The 14,828-nt window shown below is 71.0% G+C and carries 13 protein-coding genes and 2 pseudogenes; 7 read left to right on the forward strand and 8 right to left on the reverse strand.

Annotated features, from left to right (window positions below):
* Window positions 1–3: 3 nt before the first annotated feature.
* On the reverse strand, window positions 4–246 hold the full coding sequence (locus tag ACTOQ2_RS24400) for a hypothetical protein (protein WP_440102732.1): 243 nt from the start codon (window positions 244–246) through the stop codon (window positions 4–6).
* A 203-nt stretch (window positions 247–449) separates the two neighbouring features.
* Window positions 450–623 (reverse strand): annotated as a pseudogene (locus ACTOQ2_RS24405) (transposase); the annotation flags it as partial.
* Between the two features lie 98 nt (window positions 624–721).
* On the opposite strand from ACTOQ2_RS24405, the pseudogene ACTOQ2_RS24410 reads away from it, so the two are divergent.
* Both ACTOQ2_RS24410 and ACTOQ2_RS24415 read left to right on the forward strand, forming a co-directional pair.
* A pseudogene (locus tag ACTOQ2_RS24410) lies at window positions 722–907 on the forward strand (GNAT family N-acetyltransferase); the annotation flags it as partial.
* Between the two features lie 104 nt (window positions 908–1,011).
* Window positions 1,012–2,031 (forward strand): DUF4037 domain-containing protein, encoded by a 1,020-nt coding sequence (locus tag ACTOQ2_RS24415; protein WP_440102477.1) that lies wholly within the window; start codon window positions 1,012–1,014, stop codon window positions 2,029–2,031.
* A 35-nt stretch (window positions 2,032–2,066) separates the two neighbouring features.
* On the opposite strand, the gene ACTOQ2_RS24420 is transcribed toward ACTOQ2_RS24415, so the two are convergent.
* Entirely contained in the window at window positions 2,067–2,372 is a 306-nt protein-coding gene (locus tag ACTOQ2_RS24420; protein WP_440066647.1) for a DUF3817 domain-containing protein, read from the reverse strand.
* Between the two features lie 328 nt (window positions 2,373–2,700).
* Between ACTOQ2_RS24420 and ACTOQ2_RS24425 the strand changes: the two genes are divergently transcribed.
* A complete protein-coding gene (locus ACTOQ2_RS24425; RefSeq protein WP_440102478.1) occupies window positions 2,701–4,680 on the forward strand; it encodes an ABC transporter ATP-binding protein in 1,980 nt (659 codons plus the stop codon).
* Window positions 4,681–4,766: 86 nt separating this feature from the next.
* Here ACTOQ2_RS24425 and ACTOQ2_RS24430 read toward each other — a convergent pair whose 3' ends face one another.
* On the reverse strand, window positions 4,767–5,603 hold the full coding sequence (locus ACTOQ2_RS24430) for a MerR family transcriptional regulator (RefSeq protein WP_440102480.1): 837 nt from the start codon (window positions 5,601–5,603) through the stop codon (window positions 4,767–4,769).
* A 50-nt stretch (window positions 5,604–5,653) separates the two neighbouring features.
* A complete protein-coding gene (locus ACTOQ2_RS24435; protein ID WP_440102482.1) occupies window positions 5,654–6,271 on the reverse strand; it encodes a zinc-binding dehydrogenase in 618 nt (205 codons plus the stop codon).
* On the opposite strand from ACTOQ2_RS24435, the gene ACTOQ2_RS24440 reads away from it, so the two are divergent.
* Window positions 6,234–6,638, forward strand: coding sequence for a hypothetical protein (locus ACTOQ2_RS24440; protein WP_440102484.1), 405 nt, complete (start codon window positions 6,234–6,236; stop codon window positions 6,636–6,638). The genes ACTOQ2_RS24435 and ACTOQ2_RS24440 overlap by 38 nt on opposite strands.
* A 238-nt stretch (window positions 6,639–6,876) precedes the next feature.
* Complete coding sequence (locus ACTOQ2_RS24445) at window positions 6,877–7,131, forward strand: helix-turn-helix domain-containing protein (protein WP_440102486.1); 255 nt, start codon at window positions 6,877–6,879, stop codon at window positions 7,129–7,131.
* A 69-nt stretch (window positions 7,132–7,200) separates the two neighbouring features.
* On the opposite strand, the gene ACTOQ2_RS24450 is transcribed toward ACTOQ2_RS24445, so the two are convergent.
* The 3 genes from ACTOQ2_RS24450 to ACTOQ2_RS24460 all read right to left on the reverse strand — a co-directional run bounded on the left by ACTOQ2_RS24450 (window position 7,201) and on the right by ACTOQ2_RS24460 (window position 11,962).
* Window positions 7,201–8,298, reverse strand: coding sequence for a tyrosine-type recombinase/integrase (locus tag ACTOQ2_RS24450; RefSeq protein WP_440102487.1), 1,098 nt, complete (start codon window positions 8,296–8,298; stop codon window positions 7,201–7,203).
* A 299-nt stretch (window positions 8,299–8,597) separates the two neighbouring features.
* The gene (locus tag ACTOQ2_RS24455) at window positions 8,598–9,059 is read right to left on the reverse strand and encodes a hypothetical protein (RefSeq protein ID WP_440102489.1); all 462 of its coding nucleotides are present in this window, start codon (window positions 9,057–9,059) and stop codon (window positions 8,598–8,600) included.
* 1,883 nt (window positions 9,060–10,942) lie between these two features.
* Window positions 10,943–11,962: an aldo/keto reductase gene (locus ACTOQ2_RS24460; RefSeq protein ID WP_440102490.1), complete on the reverse strand. Its 1,020-nt coding sequence runs from the start codon at window positions 11,960–11,962 to the stop codon at window positions 10,943–10,945.
* A gap of 166 nt (window positions 11,963–12,128) precedes the next feature.
* Here ACTOQ2_RS24460 and ACTOQ2_RS24465 point away from each other — a divergent pair, with 166 nt between their 5' ends.
* Window positions 12,129–12,962, forward strand: a complete 834-nt coding sequence (locus ACTOQ2_RS24465; protein ID WP_362849926.1) for a helix-turn-helix domain-containing protein — start codon at window positions 12,129–12,131, stop codon at window positions 12,960–12,962.
* Window positions 12,963–13,263: 301 nt separating this feature from the next.
* A complete protein-coding gene (locus ACTOQ2_RS24470) occupies window positions 13,264–14,661 on the forward strand; it encodes an FAD-dependent oxidoreductase (protein WP_440102492.1) in 1,398 nt (465 codons plus the stop codon).
* The last annotated feature ends 167 nt before the right edge of the window (window positions 14,662–14,828 follow it).

Raw genomic sequence — 14,828 nt, forward strand, 5'->3', positions numbered from 1 at the left:
GGTCTACACGCCCTCTCCCTCCACCGTCTCCACCGTCACCGTCTCCACCGTCACCGTCTCCACCGTCACCGTCTCCACCGTGTCCCCGCCGTCGGGCAGGTCGGGGATCTCGCCGAGCCGGCGCAGGCCTTCGGCCGGTGCGGAGGAGGAGATGGCATAGCGGCCCAGGACGTTGAGGTGGGCGTGGCCGAGTGGGCTGAGCCGGGCGGCGCGCTCACGCCATCCGTAGTAGGTGGAGACGGGCACGCCCAGGACCCGCAGGATGAGTTCGACCGCGGCACGGCCAGGGTGGGCGTCGATGAACCTCCTGACCGCCGCCGGGTCAGGTCGAACTCCTGGGCGAAATAAGCGCCGGCCGCCCGCAGGATCTCGTTGACGCACCGCAGCTCGGCGTTCTCCTTGGCCAGCCGCCGGTTCTCCTCCAGCACCGCGGTGCTCGGCAGGTCGTCACGCTCGCCGTGATCGGCCTGGTCCTGCCGGATCCAGTTCCGCAGCGCCTCGCGCTGGATGCCCAGCTGGTCGGCCAGGTGCGCGATGACCGGCTTGGGCTCGGCCTGCCGGTACAGCCTCATCGCGCGCTCGCGTAGCTCCAATCGAGACCTTTCCCGCGATCCGCGGACCATGATCCAAAGCCTCCGGAAAAACGGGGGAAGCTCACTGATCGCCTCCCACGCCGGGCCGTTCAGCAGGTGGGCGCGCGGGTCCGCCCGGGGTCGCCACCGCGCCGGCCGTGCGCGGGCGCGGATACGGCGAGCGGGTGTGCCGCTTCGTCCTCGGTGAGCCGGCGGCCGCGCACGAGCGGGTCGCGCTGATGGTCGACACCGGCAACCACGCCGCCATCGCCCTGTACGAGCGGCTGGGGCTGCGCGGGCGGCCGCTGGCCGCCGCGGCGCCGGACCCCACCTGAACCCCCGCCTGGACTCCGGCTGAACCCCGTCCGCCGATCGAGCGCGCCGGGCGGGGGAAAACCTGGTGCGGGGCGCGGTCCCGGCAGGCAAAGTGGACGAAATGATGTCCAGTTTCATCCCTGGCCTGGAGCTTTCACGTGCTTTCTACGCCCAGGTCGTGCGGCCGATCGTGGCCGACGTGCCGCACAGCGCCGCGCTGATCGGCGCCGGGTCGGAGGTGCTGGCCTTCGACACCGAACGCTCCACCGACCATGACTGGGGGCCCAGGGTGGTGGTGTTCGTCGCGGCGCACCGGACCGAGCCGGTGTGGCGCGCCGTCGCCGACCGGCTGCCCGAGGACTTTCGCGGATACCGCACCACCGTGACCGGTGAGCGATGCGGGGTGCAGGTGAGCGATCCGGCGACCTGGTTCACCGAGCGGCTCGGGTTCGACCCGCTGCGGGAGGTGAGCGTGCTGGACTGGCTGTCGACTCCCTGGCAGCGCCTGGCCGAGGTCACCAGCGGGGAGGTCTTCCACGACGGCCTGGAGGTCATGGAGCGATCCCGCGCCGCGTTGCGCTGGTACCCGCCCGACCTGGAGCGCTACGTGCTGGCCGGGCAGTGGCGGCGCCTGGCCCAGCAGGAGGCCTTCCCCGGGCGGTGCGGGGAGGTCGGCGACGACGTGGGCTCGGCACTGGTCACCGCGGCCCTGGCCCGTGACCTGATGCGGCTGGTGGTGCTGATGCGCCGCCGCTACCCGCCGTACGCCAAGTGGCTGGGCAGCGCCTTCGCCCGCCTGCCGGGAACAGCGGAGCTGGGGGACGCGTTGTCGGCGGCGGTGGCGGCCACCGGGTGGCGCCGGCGCGAGGAACACCTGGGAGTGGTGTACCGGCGGGTGGCGGCCCTGCACAACCGGATGGGGGTGGCGCCGGCGCTGGAGGGGAGCCTGCGACCCTATCACCGCCGGCCCTTCCAGGTGATCGACGCCGGCCGGTTCGCCGACGCCCTGCACGGCGCCATCACCGACGCCCGGGTACGGGCGCTGCCGCCGGTGGGCTCGATCGACCAGTTCGGCGACTGCGTCGACCTGCTGACCGACCCGCGGCGCTGCCGGGCGGCCACCCGCGCCATCTTGGACCTGTGAAGCCGTGGAGGCGGTGGAGCCGGGGCCAGGCGGGGTCAGGCGGTGGCCGGTTCCCGGTGGCGGGCGAGCATGCGCCGCTCGAACCACAAGGTGGCCAGCGGCGGCACCGAGCAGACCAGGCCGACGACGATCGTGCCCAGGCTCCAGCGGGCCTGGCGGGCCGCGTACAGCACCGCGGCCAGGTAGAGCACGAACAGGGCGCCGTGCACCGGGCCGAAGATCTTCACACCGATGTCCCCGGTGGCGGCGACGTACTTGAAGTACATACCGATGAGCAGTCCCGCCCACGAGCACGCTTCGGCGATCGCCACGTAACGAAACAGGCGGAGTGCGGTCGGCACGGCGAGTACACCTCTCCAAAAAAGGGGGAACCGTCCGGAGAGCGGGGCGTCCGGACCGGAAGGAAACGACCTCCAGCCTAGGGGGACGGGGCGTCGCCCACCCCGCCGGGCCCCACCCGCGCCGGCGACGGCGGCCGCGCGAGACGGGCGGCACGCGGCGCAGGGGAGGGGCCCGCGGGAGCGGCGGGGGCATCGGCATTGACCTGAAGTCAACTTCAGGTTCTATGGTCATGGTGTGGCGCCGCCCCCCCGCGCCCTGGCCGGGTGCCACCCGGCGGTGCGCCGGCGATCCCCCGTACAACGAGCGCAGGAAACATGGTGACGTGTGATGAGCATGGAAATGGCGGCCTGGCATTCGCTGTACAGCACGATGCACGCCCAAGACGACCGGCGGCCCTTCTCGGCGGCCACGCTGCGGCGCATCGCCGCCTTCGCCCGCCCGCACCGCACCCTGCTGGTGTGGTTCCTGCTGCTGAGCGTGGTGTCGGCGGTGCTGGCGGTGGCCACACCGGTGCTGGCCGGGCAGGTGGTCGACGCCATCGTCGGCGGCGCCGCGACAGGCGTCGTGGTCAGGCTGGCCGTTCTGATCGCGGTGATCGCACTGGCCGAGGCGGGGCTGGGCCTGCTGACCCGGTGGATGTCGGCGAGCATCGGCGAAGGGCTGATCCTGCGCCTGCGCGGCGCCGTCTTCGACCACGTGCAGCGCATGCCCATCGCCTTCTTCACCCGCACCCGCACCGGCGCGCTGGTCAGCCGGTTGAACAACGACGTCATCGGCGCCCAGCGGGCCTTCAGCGACACCCTCTCAGGAGTGGCGGGCAACCTGGTGACGCTCACCTTGACCCTGGTGGTGATGGTCGGCATCTCCTGGCAGCTGACCGCGCTGGCGCTGGTCCTGCTGCCGCTGTTCGTACTGCCCGCCCGGCGCGTCGGCACCCGGCTGGCCCGGATGGAACGCGAGGCCGCCGACCACAACGCGGCGATGAGCAACCAGATGACCGAGCGCTTCTCCGCGCCCGGCGCCACCCTCGTCAAGCTGTTCGGCCGCCCGGCCCAGGAGTCGGCCGAGTTCCTGGCGCGGGCCCGGCGGGTGCGTGACATCGGGGTCCGCACCGCGATGGTGCAGTCGGTGTTCGTCACCGCCCTCACCCTGGTCTCGGCGCTGGCACTGGCCCTGGTGTACGGGGTCGGCGGCTTCTACGCGCTGAGCGGCCGGCTGGAGCCGGGCGCGCTGGTGGCGCTGGCATTGCTGCTGACCCGCCTGTACGCGCCGCTGACCGCGCTGGCCGGCGCGCGGGTGGAGGTGATGAGCGCCCTGGTCAGCTTCGAGCGGGTCTTCGAGATCCTCGACCTGCGACCGCTGATCACCGACAGGCCCGACGCCCAGGCGGTGCCCGAGGGGCCGGTGACGGTGGAGTTCGACCACGTCGGCTTCGCCTACCCCTCGGCGGAGAAGGTGTCACTGGCCTCCCTGGAGGAGGTCGCCACGCTGGACGCGCGCGGCGGCGCGACGGTGCTGCACGAGGTGTCCTTCCGCGCCGAGGCCGGGCAGATGATCGCGCTGGTGGGCTCCTCGGGGGCGGGCAAGTCCACGATCGCGCAACTGCTGGCACGCCTGTACGACGTCGACACCGGCGCGGTGCGGCTGTCGGGGGTGGACGTGCGCGAGCTGTCGGCGGCCTCGATCCGCCAGACGCTGGGCGTGGTGACCCAGGACGGGCACCTGTTTCACGACTCGATCCGCGCCAACCTGCTGCTGGCCCGCCCCGAGGCCACCCCCGAGGAACTGTGGGAGGTGCTGCGGCGCGCGCGGCTGGCCGATCTGGTCCAGGCGCTGCCCGACGGGCTGGACACCGTGGTCGGCGAGCGCGGCTACCGCCTCTCGGGCGGGGAGCGCCAGCGGCTGACCATCGCCCGCCTGCTGCTGGCCCGCCCCCGGGTGGTGGTGCTGGACGAGGCCACCGCGCACCTGGACTCCACCTCCGAGGCCGCGGTCCAGGAAGCCCTGGCCGAGGCACTGGCCGGGCGGACGGCACTGGTCATCGCCCACCGGCTCTCAACGGTCCGCGCCGCGGACCTGATCTTGGTGGTGGAGGGCGGGCGGATCGCCGAGCGGGGCACGCACGCCACGCTGCTGGCCGCCGGAGGCCGCTACGCACAGCTGTATCGCACCCAGTTCGGCCGCCAGGCCACCACCCCGGCCGGCCACCTGGACGCGGTCCGGCCCGTCGACGGTGAACTCGACGAGCTCGACGGTGAGCTCGACGGGGGGCGGCAGGCCGCCGGCGACGCCGTGGCCGCCCGCTGAACACCCCCTCGACCACCTGGCCCCTGCCCTGCCCCCGCCTGCCCCGCGCCATCGGTGGCCGGGGGACCGGGGGAGGGGAGAGGCGGTCAGGCCGGCCGCCCGGCGCGGTCGGCGTTGGCGTGGATGGCATCGCGGATGTAGGCGGTCAGGCCGGCGGCCGAGGCCTCGTAAACGGCGGCGAAACGCCGATCGGCGATGTACATGTCACCCAGGCCGCGGTGCAGATCGTAGGAGCAGTCGTAGCACCAGCGGGTGAGGTGCGCCCGGTGGCGTTCGGCCAGCTCCATCGCCCGCGGACCGCCGGCCGGCAGCCCCGCGAGGTAGGCCTCGGTGAAGTCACGCACCGTCCGGGCGGCCTCCTCGGTGAATCGCGCCCAGTCGGCCCTGGTCATCGCGGCCGTCCTGGCGCGAGCCTGCCGCCAGGCGTCACCGGCCCCCCAGCGCCGGCGCGCCTCCTCGTCGTGGTCCTCGGGAACGAAACCGCCGAAGATCTCGAAACGCTCCTGGGGGGTCAGGGGAATGCTCAGGATGTTCGCCTCCATCGCGTGCTCGACCGCGTCCGCCATCGCCCGCAACCGGTCGATGCGCCGGGTGAGGAGTTCGTGCTGGCGCCGCAGGTGCGCCAGGGTGTCGGTGGCGGGGTCGTCGAGGATGGCGGTGATCTCCTCCAGCGCGAAGCCGAGCTCCCGGTAGAACAGGACGTGCTGCAGGCGCTGCAGGTCGGCCTCGGTGTAGCGACGGTATCCCGCCGCGGTGCGCCGCCCCGGCGAGACCAGCCCGATCTCGTCGTAGTGGTGCAGCGTGCGTACGCTGACCGAGGCGATGCGCGCCACCTGCCCGACGGCGTAATCCGGCGCACCACCGGGCACGTGATCAGGCCCCTGGCTCGCCACATGCCTCATCTCGCCCGCCGCGCGCCTCATCGCCTCTCCCCGTTCACCGTGCCAGCCTGCACCCTCACGTTACGGCAGGGTCAAGCTCCCGGGCCCGCACCCGCACCCGCGCCCAGGTCCGAGGCCGAGACCGGGGCCGGGGCCGGGGCCGAGACCGGGGCCGGGGCCGGGGTGACGTCGATGACGGCCTTGCCGGTGACCTTCCGCTCGCGGACCGCCCGTACCGCCTCCTGGGCCCGCTCCCAGGAGCCGCGCCAGCCGACCTGCGCCGACAGCGCCCCGGAGGCGAGCAGCACGGCCAGCAGACCCAGGTCGGCGCCGACGGCGGCGGCGTCGCCGAAGGAGCTCAAGGTGCGGGCCGCGCCGGGAAAGAAGGTCGAGCCGGGAGGGAAGACGGCGGGCTCGCCGCCGGCCCAGCCGATGCTCTGCAGGGTGGCGCCGGGGGCCAGCAGCGCCCAGGCCGCGGCCTCGGCCAGGGCGGCTCCGCGCGGCAGGGGGGCGACGTCGGCGCTGGAGACCGCCAGCAGCTCGGCCCACGCGCCGGGGCCAAACGCCAGCACCCGGGTGCCCTCCGCCGGGCCGGTGCCGTCGGCGGCCGGGCGGACGACGACTCCGGCGGCGTCGTAGCCGCCCACGTGGCCGGCGGGCAGCTGGGCGAGCATGCCCAGCTCGCCGGGGTTGAGGGAGGCGTGGCGCACCTGGACGAGCAACTGGCCGGGGCCGGGTTCGAGGCCTGCCCCACTGGGACCCGGCGCGCCACCCGCCGAGCGCATCGTCGCCTTCCTCGACGCCCTCTCCCGGCTGGCCGCCGGCAACCTCACCCTGCTGGCCGCCCACGAGCGCTCCTGCGCCACCGACCGCCACGCCGACCCCACCTACGTGCGCTGGCACGCCCACCTGGAAACCCTGATCGCCCAGGCCCGCCCCGACCTGGACGCCACCTTCGTGGCCCACGCCCTGCTGGGCATGTTCGACGCCGACATGGTGCGCCTCCTCACCCAGGAGAGCGGCCCCGGCAGATTCGCCCGCTCACTGCGCCAGCTGGTGGGGGAGCTGCTGGCCTGAACCGGCCCGAGTACCGGCGCACCCGGCGGCGGGCACGGCGCCGGTCACCTCGATCAACCCACCTCACCGGGGCGCGGCGAGCCGGCGACGAAGCCGACCACCGCGTCACCGGCCCATCAGACCAGCAGGCGCCGCAGTCGACCGGCCCCGCCCGCCACCTTCGTCTCCACCAGGTGCCACACCCCGGCCACCCAACACCTATACCGGTATTGTTATCACGCTTGCTAGGATCGGGCGCATGGTGCGACCCCCGCTGACCGAACTCGACCGCGAACGCGGCCACCGCCTGGGCGCCATCCTGCGCCAGGCACGCGGCACGCGCAGCATGACCGAAGTGGCCACCGCCGCCGGACTGTCCGCGGAAACCCTCCGAAAGATCGAAACAGGCCGCATCCCCACCCCGGCCTTCTTCACCGTCGCCGCCCTGGCCCACACCCTCAACGTCTCCCTGGACGTCCTGGCCCAGGTACGCGCCGAAGAACACGCCGCCTGAACACCCACCTCACCTCACAGCGGCGACCCCGGCCGCGAAAACCCACCGGACCCACCGCCCAGCTGGTGATCAGCTCGACGCCGGACCGCGCAGCAGCGGATGCGACCGCATCGCCACCTCCAGCTCCCCGGGCAGCTCATCGCGGTAACGCCCCAGCGTCGCCAGGTCACTGTGCCCCAGAACCCGCCGCACCGCGTCCATGTCCACCGCATCAGCCAGCAGGTGAGTGGCCGTGGTGTGCCGCAACCCGTGCGGCGTCACCGAACGGCGACGATCGGGATCCACCCTGCGCTGCACCCGGTCGATCACCGCCTGCACATCCCCCCGCGCCAGACGCCGCCCCCGCCACGACAGCAGCAACGCCTTGTCCGCGGAGGCCATCCGCCCGTGCAGCAGATAGGCCTCCAGCACCAGCGCCACATCACCGGGCAGCGGCACATCCCGCGTCTTGCCACCCTTACCGAAGATCCGCCAGTACCGGACCCCGTCGTTGGTGTAGAAATCCTCCACATTGGCCCGCACCAGCTCCGACACCCGCGGCCCCATCGTCGACAACATCAACACGATCAGCCCGTCACGCAACTCGGTGTCCTGGTCACGCCGCCGCACCCGCCCCGCACCCGCCACCGGCGCCCCTGACGCCCCTGACGCCTCGGCCACCGCCGCACCACCGCCCGCACCACCGTCCGGCCCGCCGCCCAGCTCACGCGCCGCACCGATCAGCCCCCGCGCCTGCTCACGGGTCAACGCCCGCCGCTCGGGCCGCAACCCCCCGCGCTCCCTGGCCGTCACCGTCGCCATCGCCATCGGATTGACCTGCACCCACCCCGCCAGCACCGCGTGCTTGAACAACGCCGAGATCGACCGCCGAAACCGCGCCTGGGAGGAGGCCGACTGCGTGGCACCCGCCTGCTCGCCGGGCTGCGAGCGCCGCCGGCCGTCGGGCTTGCGGGCGAAGGACAGCAGGACGGCGTCCACGTCCTCACCGGTCAGGTCGTCCAGCACCACCTCCTCGCCCACCAGGTCCACGAAGGTGGCCACATCACGCGCGTACACCTCCGCCGTCGACACCGACAGCGCACCGGTCAGGGTCTTGGCCCGCACCAGCTCCACGTAACGATCGGCCGACTCGCCCACACTGAGACGATTCAGATCAGCAGGCCGCATGATCCCGGCGACACCCCTCCCGCATCCGGGCCGCCGTCAACGGCCGCTCACCTCGCACCAGTGCCACATCCGCGACCGCCGAAACACCGCCGAAACACCGCCACCGGCGACGGCACCGACGGCACCGGCAGCCATGACCGCGGGGGAGTGACCCACCCGGCAGATCACCGATCATGCACATCCCCCCACGGTAGACGAACGCCCGCGCCCGCAGTGCCTGCGCGAGAAGTCCCGCCACCCCGCCCCGAGACCACCGCGTACCTCACTCAAGCGGCCGTCTCACCCGGCAGGTGCCTCACTCAGCGGGTGCCTCCGACGCCCTCCGCCACTCTGGCGGTCGCGGCGGCATACTCCTCGGCGGTCATGCCGCGGTCAGGGTAGCGCCGGTTGAGGTCATGCTGGTCGTCGGCCCACCGCTGGTAGGCCCGCCGTACGGCGAGCTCGTCGGAATCGACGACATGGGCGATCTGCGCCCACGTGACCCCGGCCAGCAGCGCATGGTGAAAGTTGGAGGGATGGCGCACCGTACGCGCGATGCACTCCGCCAGCGCCAGCAGCTCGATGTGCTCGGCCACGGTGAGCGCGGACCGGTCATCGGCCCCGTGCCGGGCGGGATCATAGATTCCCCGAGCCACCAGCTCGACGCGGGCGCGAGCCGACGCGTTCTTGGCGGCCAGCTCGTCGTAGCGCTCCAGCTGCCGGCCGACGGGCATGTCGAAGCGGGCGTCGCGCCAGGTGGTGATGTGCTCAGGCATGGTCATGACGACTTCTCCAAGACGGTCGGGGAGCCGGCGCCACAGGGTCCCGGCAGATGATCAGGCCAGGAGCGCTCGTGAAGGAGCCGCTTGGCGGCAACCCTCCCAGGACGCCCCACCCGAGTCGCCCCACATGCTCCCCGAAGCGGGGCGCGACCGCTACCCAAGCCGGTGCGGGATCGGATCTCGGCCGCCCCACGGAGCATAGTGCGGTGCGACGTGCCGGATCGCGGGGGAGAAGCCGGACAGGGGAGGATCTGATTCCTCAGGAGGACCGGGTACCGGAGGGGTAGGTGTAGGTCCCGCCTGTGAAACGCCGCTGCCGGCCGAACTCTGCCGCCTCGTCGCCATGTCGGATCACGACAGGGGAGCGCTGGGAAAGCAGCCGACTCTCACGCATGAAAGCACCTCTAGTGTCGAAAACCGACAATCAGCAAATATTTGTTCTCAGGATGGGGGAGAGGCCGCCCGTGTGCTGATATCGCCACCCGGTTTCCGCACACTGCCGGGCAGTGCCCCCTGAAGGCCTTGCGCGTTCTCCGGGTGAACACGACCATCTAGATCATTCAAGAAGATCATGATCATAAGCGGGGTGGATGATCATGCTTGCGAAGCGGGCCGGGCGAGACGTGGGACCCGGCGTGCGCCGCAAAGCGACTTTCACCGAGCGGGCCCCGTGAGCCGGGTGTGGTCCGAGCAGGTCGCCTGGCGGTGGATGGATGAAACAACGCATTAATACTACCCGCCTTATACCAGACAGAATGAAGCTTCTGTACGGTATAAGGCGTTTTGTCCTGGTAGGGCATGTTCGGCGTGCCGCGCAGGTTTTAGCCGTGAGGGTTTTAGTCGCTGGGCGCTCCCCGCCACAGGAAGGCGGAGAACGGCGCAATTCCCCTCCCGGGTGTGCCATCGCGCCCGGAGTCTCTTTTCGGTGCATGGCCATCCCCGCTCGATCGTTTCGTCGAACAAGATCCACAAGCCGCCGGGCCGTCCAAAACGATCAAGAGGTGGTGAGGCTCCGTCGGCGCGTGCCGCACGGGACCGTCTCGTCTCGGATGACCGGCTCGGTGTCTTACTTGATCTGCTTCGGTTCTGTATCTGTCTCGGTCGAGCAGTTTGTCTCATTTGCTCTGCCCTATCGGGCGTGTTTGATGGCAGAGGCTGTCATCGTCCACGAAATCGGCGCGCCGGGGCCTCTCCCCTGTGTTATCAGGCAAGTATTCACTTTGGCGGACGAATATGGGCAGGTCGGCGCTGTTGAAGATTCTCATGATCGGCGCGTCATCCTGGATCCGATGGTGGACCACTCCCCCAGTCGGTGACTCACTGGTGGGGCGCGGGCGTGATATCCAATATCGGGCGACGGCGACTGCGGCCGGTGGGTGGGTGGCGATGAGACCCATGGCGTAGTGGGAAGGTGACCGACGGTGCCGATTTGGTGAAACCGGCGCAGGTCCTGAGCTGCCGCACGCTTGAGGTACAGGCGCAGCAGGTGGGCGCAGGTCCGTGCGTGGTCTCGACGTCGACGACGGCGTAGGGAAGAGATCCTAGAAGGAGACGCTGGCCGGTCGCGTTCAGGTAGGGCGGAACGGTGCAGTCTTCGTAGATGCGGCGCATCTGGGGGCCAGGCCAAGTACGAGAGAAAGGGCTAGTCGAGCGCTGAACCGCTGGTCAGAGTGTCGGAGCCGAAGCCTGTGGAGGGATTGTGCAGCGGTCAGCGGGGACGGCGGCGCCGGTTGGCGGGGTCGTGCTCGGCGGTGATGCGGGCGGAGGTCTCCTCGCCCAGGCGGATGTAGCGGCCGAGGCTGGCCAGGTGCTGGTGGCGGGACTTGGCCAGCAGCTCGGGCGCGCTCCGGCCGGCTTCGGCCAGATGCTGCAGCGCGCTGTGCTCAGGCCGCCGACCGGAGCCCGGCGGGACGACGCCGGAGAGCGGGGTCGAGTAATGCCGGGGGCTTGTACTCCTGGTCGAGCGCGCTGACCTCGGTGCCCGGTGGGACGATCTTGTCGATCCGGTCGAGGATGTCGTCGGACAGCTCGACGTCGGCCCCGGCCAGAAGGTCGTCGAGGTGTTCCATGGTGCGCGGGCCGAGGAGCGCGGCGGTGACGCCCGGGTGGGCGATGGCGAACGCCATGGCCAGGTGGGTCATGGGCAGGCTGGCCTCCTCGGCGAGCGGGATGAGCTGTTCGACGACGTCGATGCGGCGCTCGTCGGTGAGGTGGCGGGAGAACTGGACGCGTTTGAGGTCGTTCTCACCGCCCTTGCGCACCCGGCCGGTCAGCAGGCCCTGGCCGAATGGACCCCACACCATGACGCCCATGCCGTACTCCTGCGCCAGCGGCAGGACCTCCCGTTCGATGCCGCGGTTCAGGATCGAGTACGGCGGCTGCTCGGTGCGGAACCGCTGCAGCCCGGCGCGTTCGGCGGCCCACTGGGCCTGGACGATCATCGAGGCGGGCGTCGTCGAGGAACCGATCACGCGCACCTTGCCGGTCCTGACGAGGTCGGTCAGAACGGAAAGGGTCTCCTCCAGGTCGGTGTCCGGGTCGGGCCGCTGGAGCTGATAGATGTCGATGTAGTCGGTGCCGAGCCGGCGCAGGGAGTTCTCGACAGCGGTGGTGATCCAGCGGCGGGAGGCACCCTGCCGGTTGACGCCCTCGCCCATGGGCATGCCGACCTTGGTGGCCAGGACCACCTCGTCGCGGCGGCCCTTGAGGGCCTTTCCGACGATGTCCTCGGAGTCGGCGTAGCGGTCGGCGGTATCGATGAGGTTGATCCCGGCGTCTATCGCCTTGTGGATGATCCGGACCGACTCGTCCGGGTCGTTATCCATCTGGCTGGCGAACATCAACGTGCCGAGTGCGTAGGGGCTGACCTTGATCCCGGTCCGCCCGAGGTTGCGATACTTCATGAACGTGCTCCTTCGGTCCCGACCGGCGAGTGGGTCCCCCGCCGACCACCGCCCGTCGGCCGGTATATCCACCTTCCGCGGACTCGCGGGCATCAACCAGTACCCGCCGCAGCCAGTGGACCCGGAGTACCACGACGGGACGCGGCCGATTGCCCATACTGGGGAGATGACCGGATCCACGGATCTTGGCAGGGCCTTGCACGCCTGGCGGGATCGCACGAAACCGGCCGAGGCCGGCCTGCCGGACGACGGACGCCGGCGCGCGCCAGGCCTACGGCGTGAGGAGCTCGCCCTGCTCACCGGCTTGTCTGTCGACTACATCGTGCGGCTCGAACAGAGCAGGTCGACGAATCCGTCCCCCCAAGTACTGTCCGCGCTGGCTCGGGCGTTGCGGCTGACGACGGCGGAGCGTGAGCACCTCTTCGTGCTCGCCGGTCAGGCGGTGCCGGGCCCCGGGCAGATTTCCGACCATGTGCCGGCAGGCGTCCAGCGCCTGCTGGATCGGCTGACCGGCACACCGCTGAGCGTGTACGACGCCGCATGGAACCTCATCACGTGGAACCGGTTGTGGGCCGCGCTGTTCGGCAACCCGCCCGCGTCACGCGGCTTCGGGAGGAATGCGGTGTGGTGGTCCTTCGTGGAACCGCCCGCCGGATACCCCCAGGCGGTGAGCCGGAAGACGGGTCACCGGGCGGCTTTCGTGTCCGACCTGAGAGCGGCGTCGGCTCGCTATCCGAAGGATGCCGGACTGGCCGCACTGATCGATGAGCTCCGTGCCCGGAGCGGTGACTTCGCGGCGCTGTGGGGCTCCGGCGTGGTGGGTGTGCACGAGCCCTTGACCAAGACGGTCCGGCACGCGAGCGTCGGCGAACTCACCCTCGACTGCGACATCCTCGCGGCGCTCGGCACCGATCTGCGGATTATGGCCTTCACCGTGGCGGAGGGTAGCGAGACCGCCGAGCGACTGCGGCTACTGGAGGTCGTCGGCGTCCAGGTCTGACGGGCGTCGTCGCGTCCGGGCTTGACGGGCGCCGGAACGGACACATGACCGGAACGGACACATGATCGGAGAGCGTCGCCACCGGCAGGTCCGCAGGTCGGGACCGATGCCTCTGCACGGCCGACAGCAGGCGAGCTAACGATAGGCGATCATCGAGCCCGCCTAAGCCGGGAGCGCGAGGCTCGTGCTCATTCAGGCCCTGCACGAGGAAGCCGAGCGAGGGACGTCGTCGTGGAGATGGTCCGGCACTGAGAACAAAGGGGGATGTTGGCGCTTACCCGTGTCGACGTAACCTGCGACTATGACACACCCGGATACTGCGGTCGTGATCGGCGCCAGCATCGGCGGATTGCTGGCCGCTCGCGCTCTCATGAAACGGTATACCAAGGTCACTCTCGTCGATCGCGATCTGCTGCCGGAGAGCGCCGTCGGACGCCGTGGTGTGCCGCAGGGCCGGCAACTTCACATCCTGCTGGCCCGCGGCAGGGAGGCCTTCGAGGAGTTGCTCCCTGGCCTGTCGGGCGAGCTGGCCGCCCTGGGGGCGCCGTTGATCGATCTTCACGAGCAGGTCCACTGGTACAACGACGGGTACCGGATGCGCCGGGCGCCTTCCTCGTTGAGGGCTTTCGGGATCAGCAGGCCGCTGCTGGAGCACGCGGTCCGTGCCCGTGTCGCGGCCTTGCCTGGGGTGAGTTTCCTGCCCGGGTGCGAGGTGGTCGGCCTTACTGCGGCGCCTGGTTCTCGGCGGGTCAACGGGGTGCGGGTGCTGCCTCGTACCGAGGGGGCGGCGGAGTCGGTCATCGGTGCCGACCTGGTCGTGGACGCCGGTGGGCGCGCCTCGCGGACCCCGGTCTGGCTGCGGGAGTTGGGGTACGAGTGCGCTGCGGAGGAACAGGTGCGCGTCGGCATCACCTATGTGACCCGGAATTACCGGCGCGAGCCGCACCATCTCGACGGATTGTTCGGGGCTCTGGCCAACGCCACTCCCGGCCTGCCGCGGACAGGGATCGTGGCGGCTCAGGAGGAGGGCCGCTTCGCCGTCGTCTTGGCCGGCGTGCTGGGCGAGGAACCGCCCACCGACGACGAGGGCCTGGCGTGGTATGCCGCGAGCCTGGCCGCGCCGCAGATCGGCGAGGTGGTCCGGTCGGCGGTGCCGCTGGACGCGCCGGTGAAGATGCGCTTCCCGGCGAGTACGCGGCGCCGCTACGAGCGGCTGCGGAGTTTCCCCGATGGCTACCTTGTGGTGGGTGACGCGCTGTGCAGTTTCAATCCCGTCTACGGCCAAGGTATGACGGTCGCCGCGCTCGAGGCTCTGCTGCTGGGTGATCTGCTCGGTCGGGGAGGCGATGGGCTGGCACGGCGGTTTTTCCGCGGCGCGGCCAAGATCATAGATGCCCCGTGGTCGATCTCGGTGGGATCCGATCTGCGGTTCCCGCAGGTGGAGGGGCGGCGCTCGCCGAGGGTGCGCTTCGTCAACGCCTACGTCAACAGGCTGCACGCCGCCGCGACCGCCGACCCCGTGCTCGGCGCGGCCTTCTTGCGCGTCCTCAATCTGATCGACGCGCCCAGCCGCCTCCTGGCGCCGGCGACCGTGCTTCGTGTCCTGCGGGGGGCGTCGGCCCGTTCCTCGCCGGCGGCCTCTTCGCCGGCGGGTGAAGCCGGTCCCGGTGACCGGGACCTACGCGCGTCTGGTGACTGACCGGCGCCTTCGGGGCTGTCGCGAAGGAGAGCCCGGGGGGGTCGCCTGCGTTTCCTCAAGCCGTTCGCGTCGGTCTCCGCCCCAGCAGTTGTCGTCCACCTTCCCCGGTTTCGCGCCCCATGGGGACGGCGAAGAATCCGCGCCTTGCCGGCGGCGGCCTTTGGGAA

The sequence above is a fragment of the Streptosporangium sp. H16 genome (genome assembly GCF_051918855.1).
Classification (GTDB): domain Bacteria; phylum Actinomycetota; class Actinomycetes; order Streptosporangiales; family Streptosporangiaceae; genus Streptosporangium.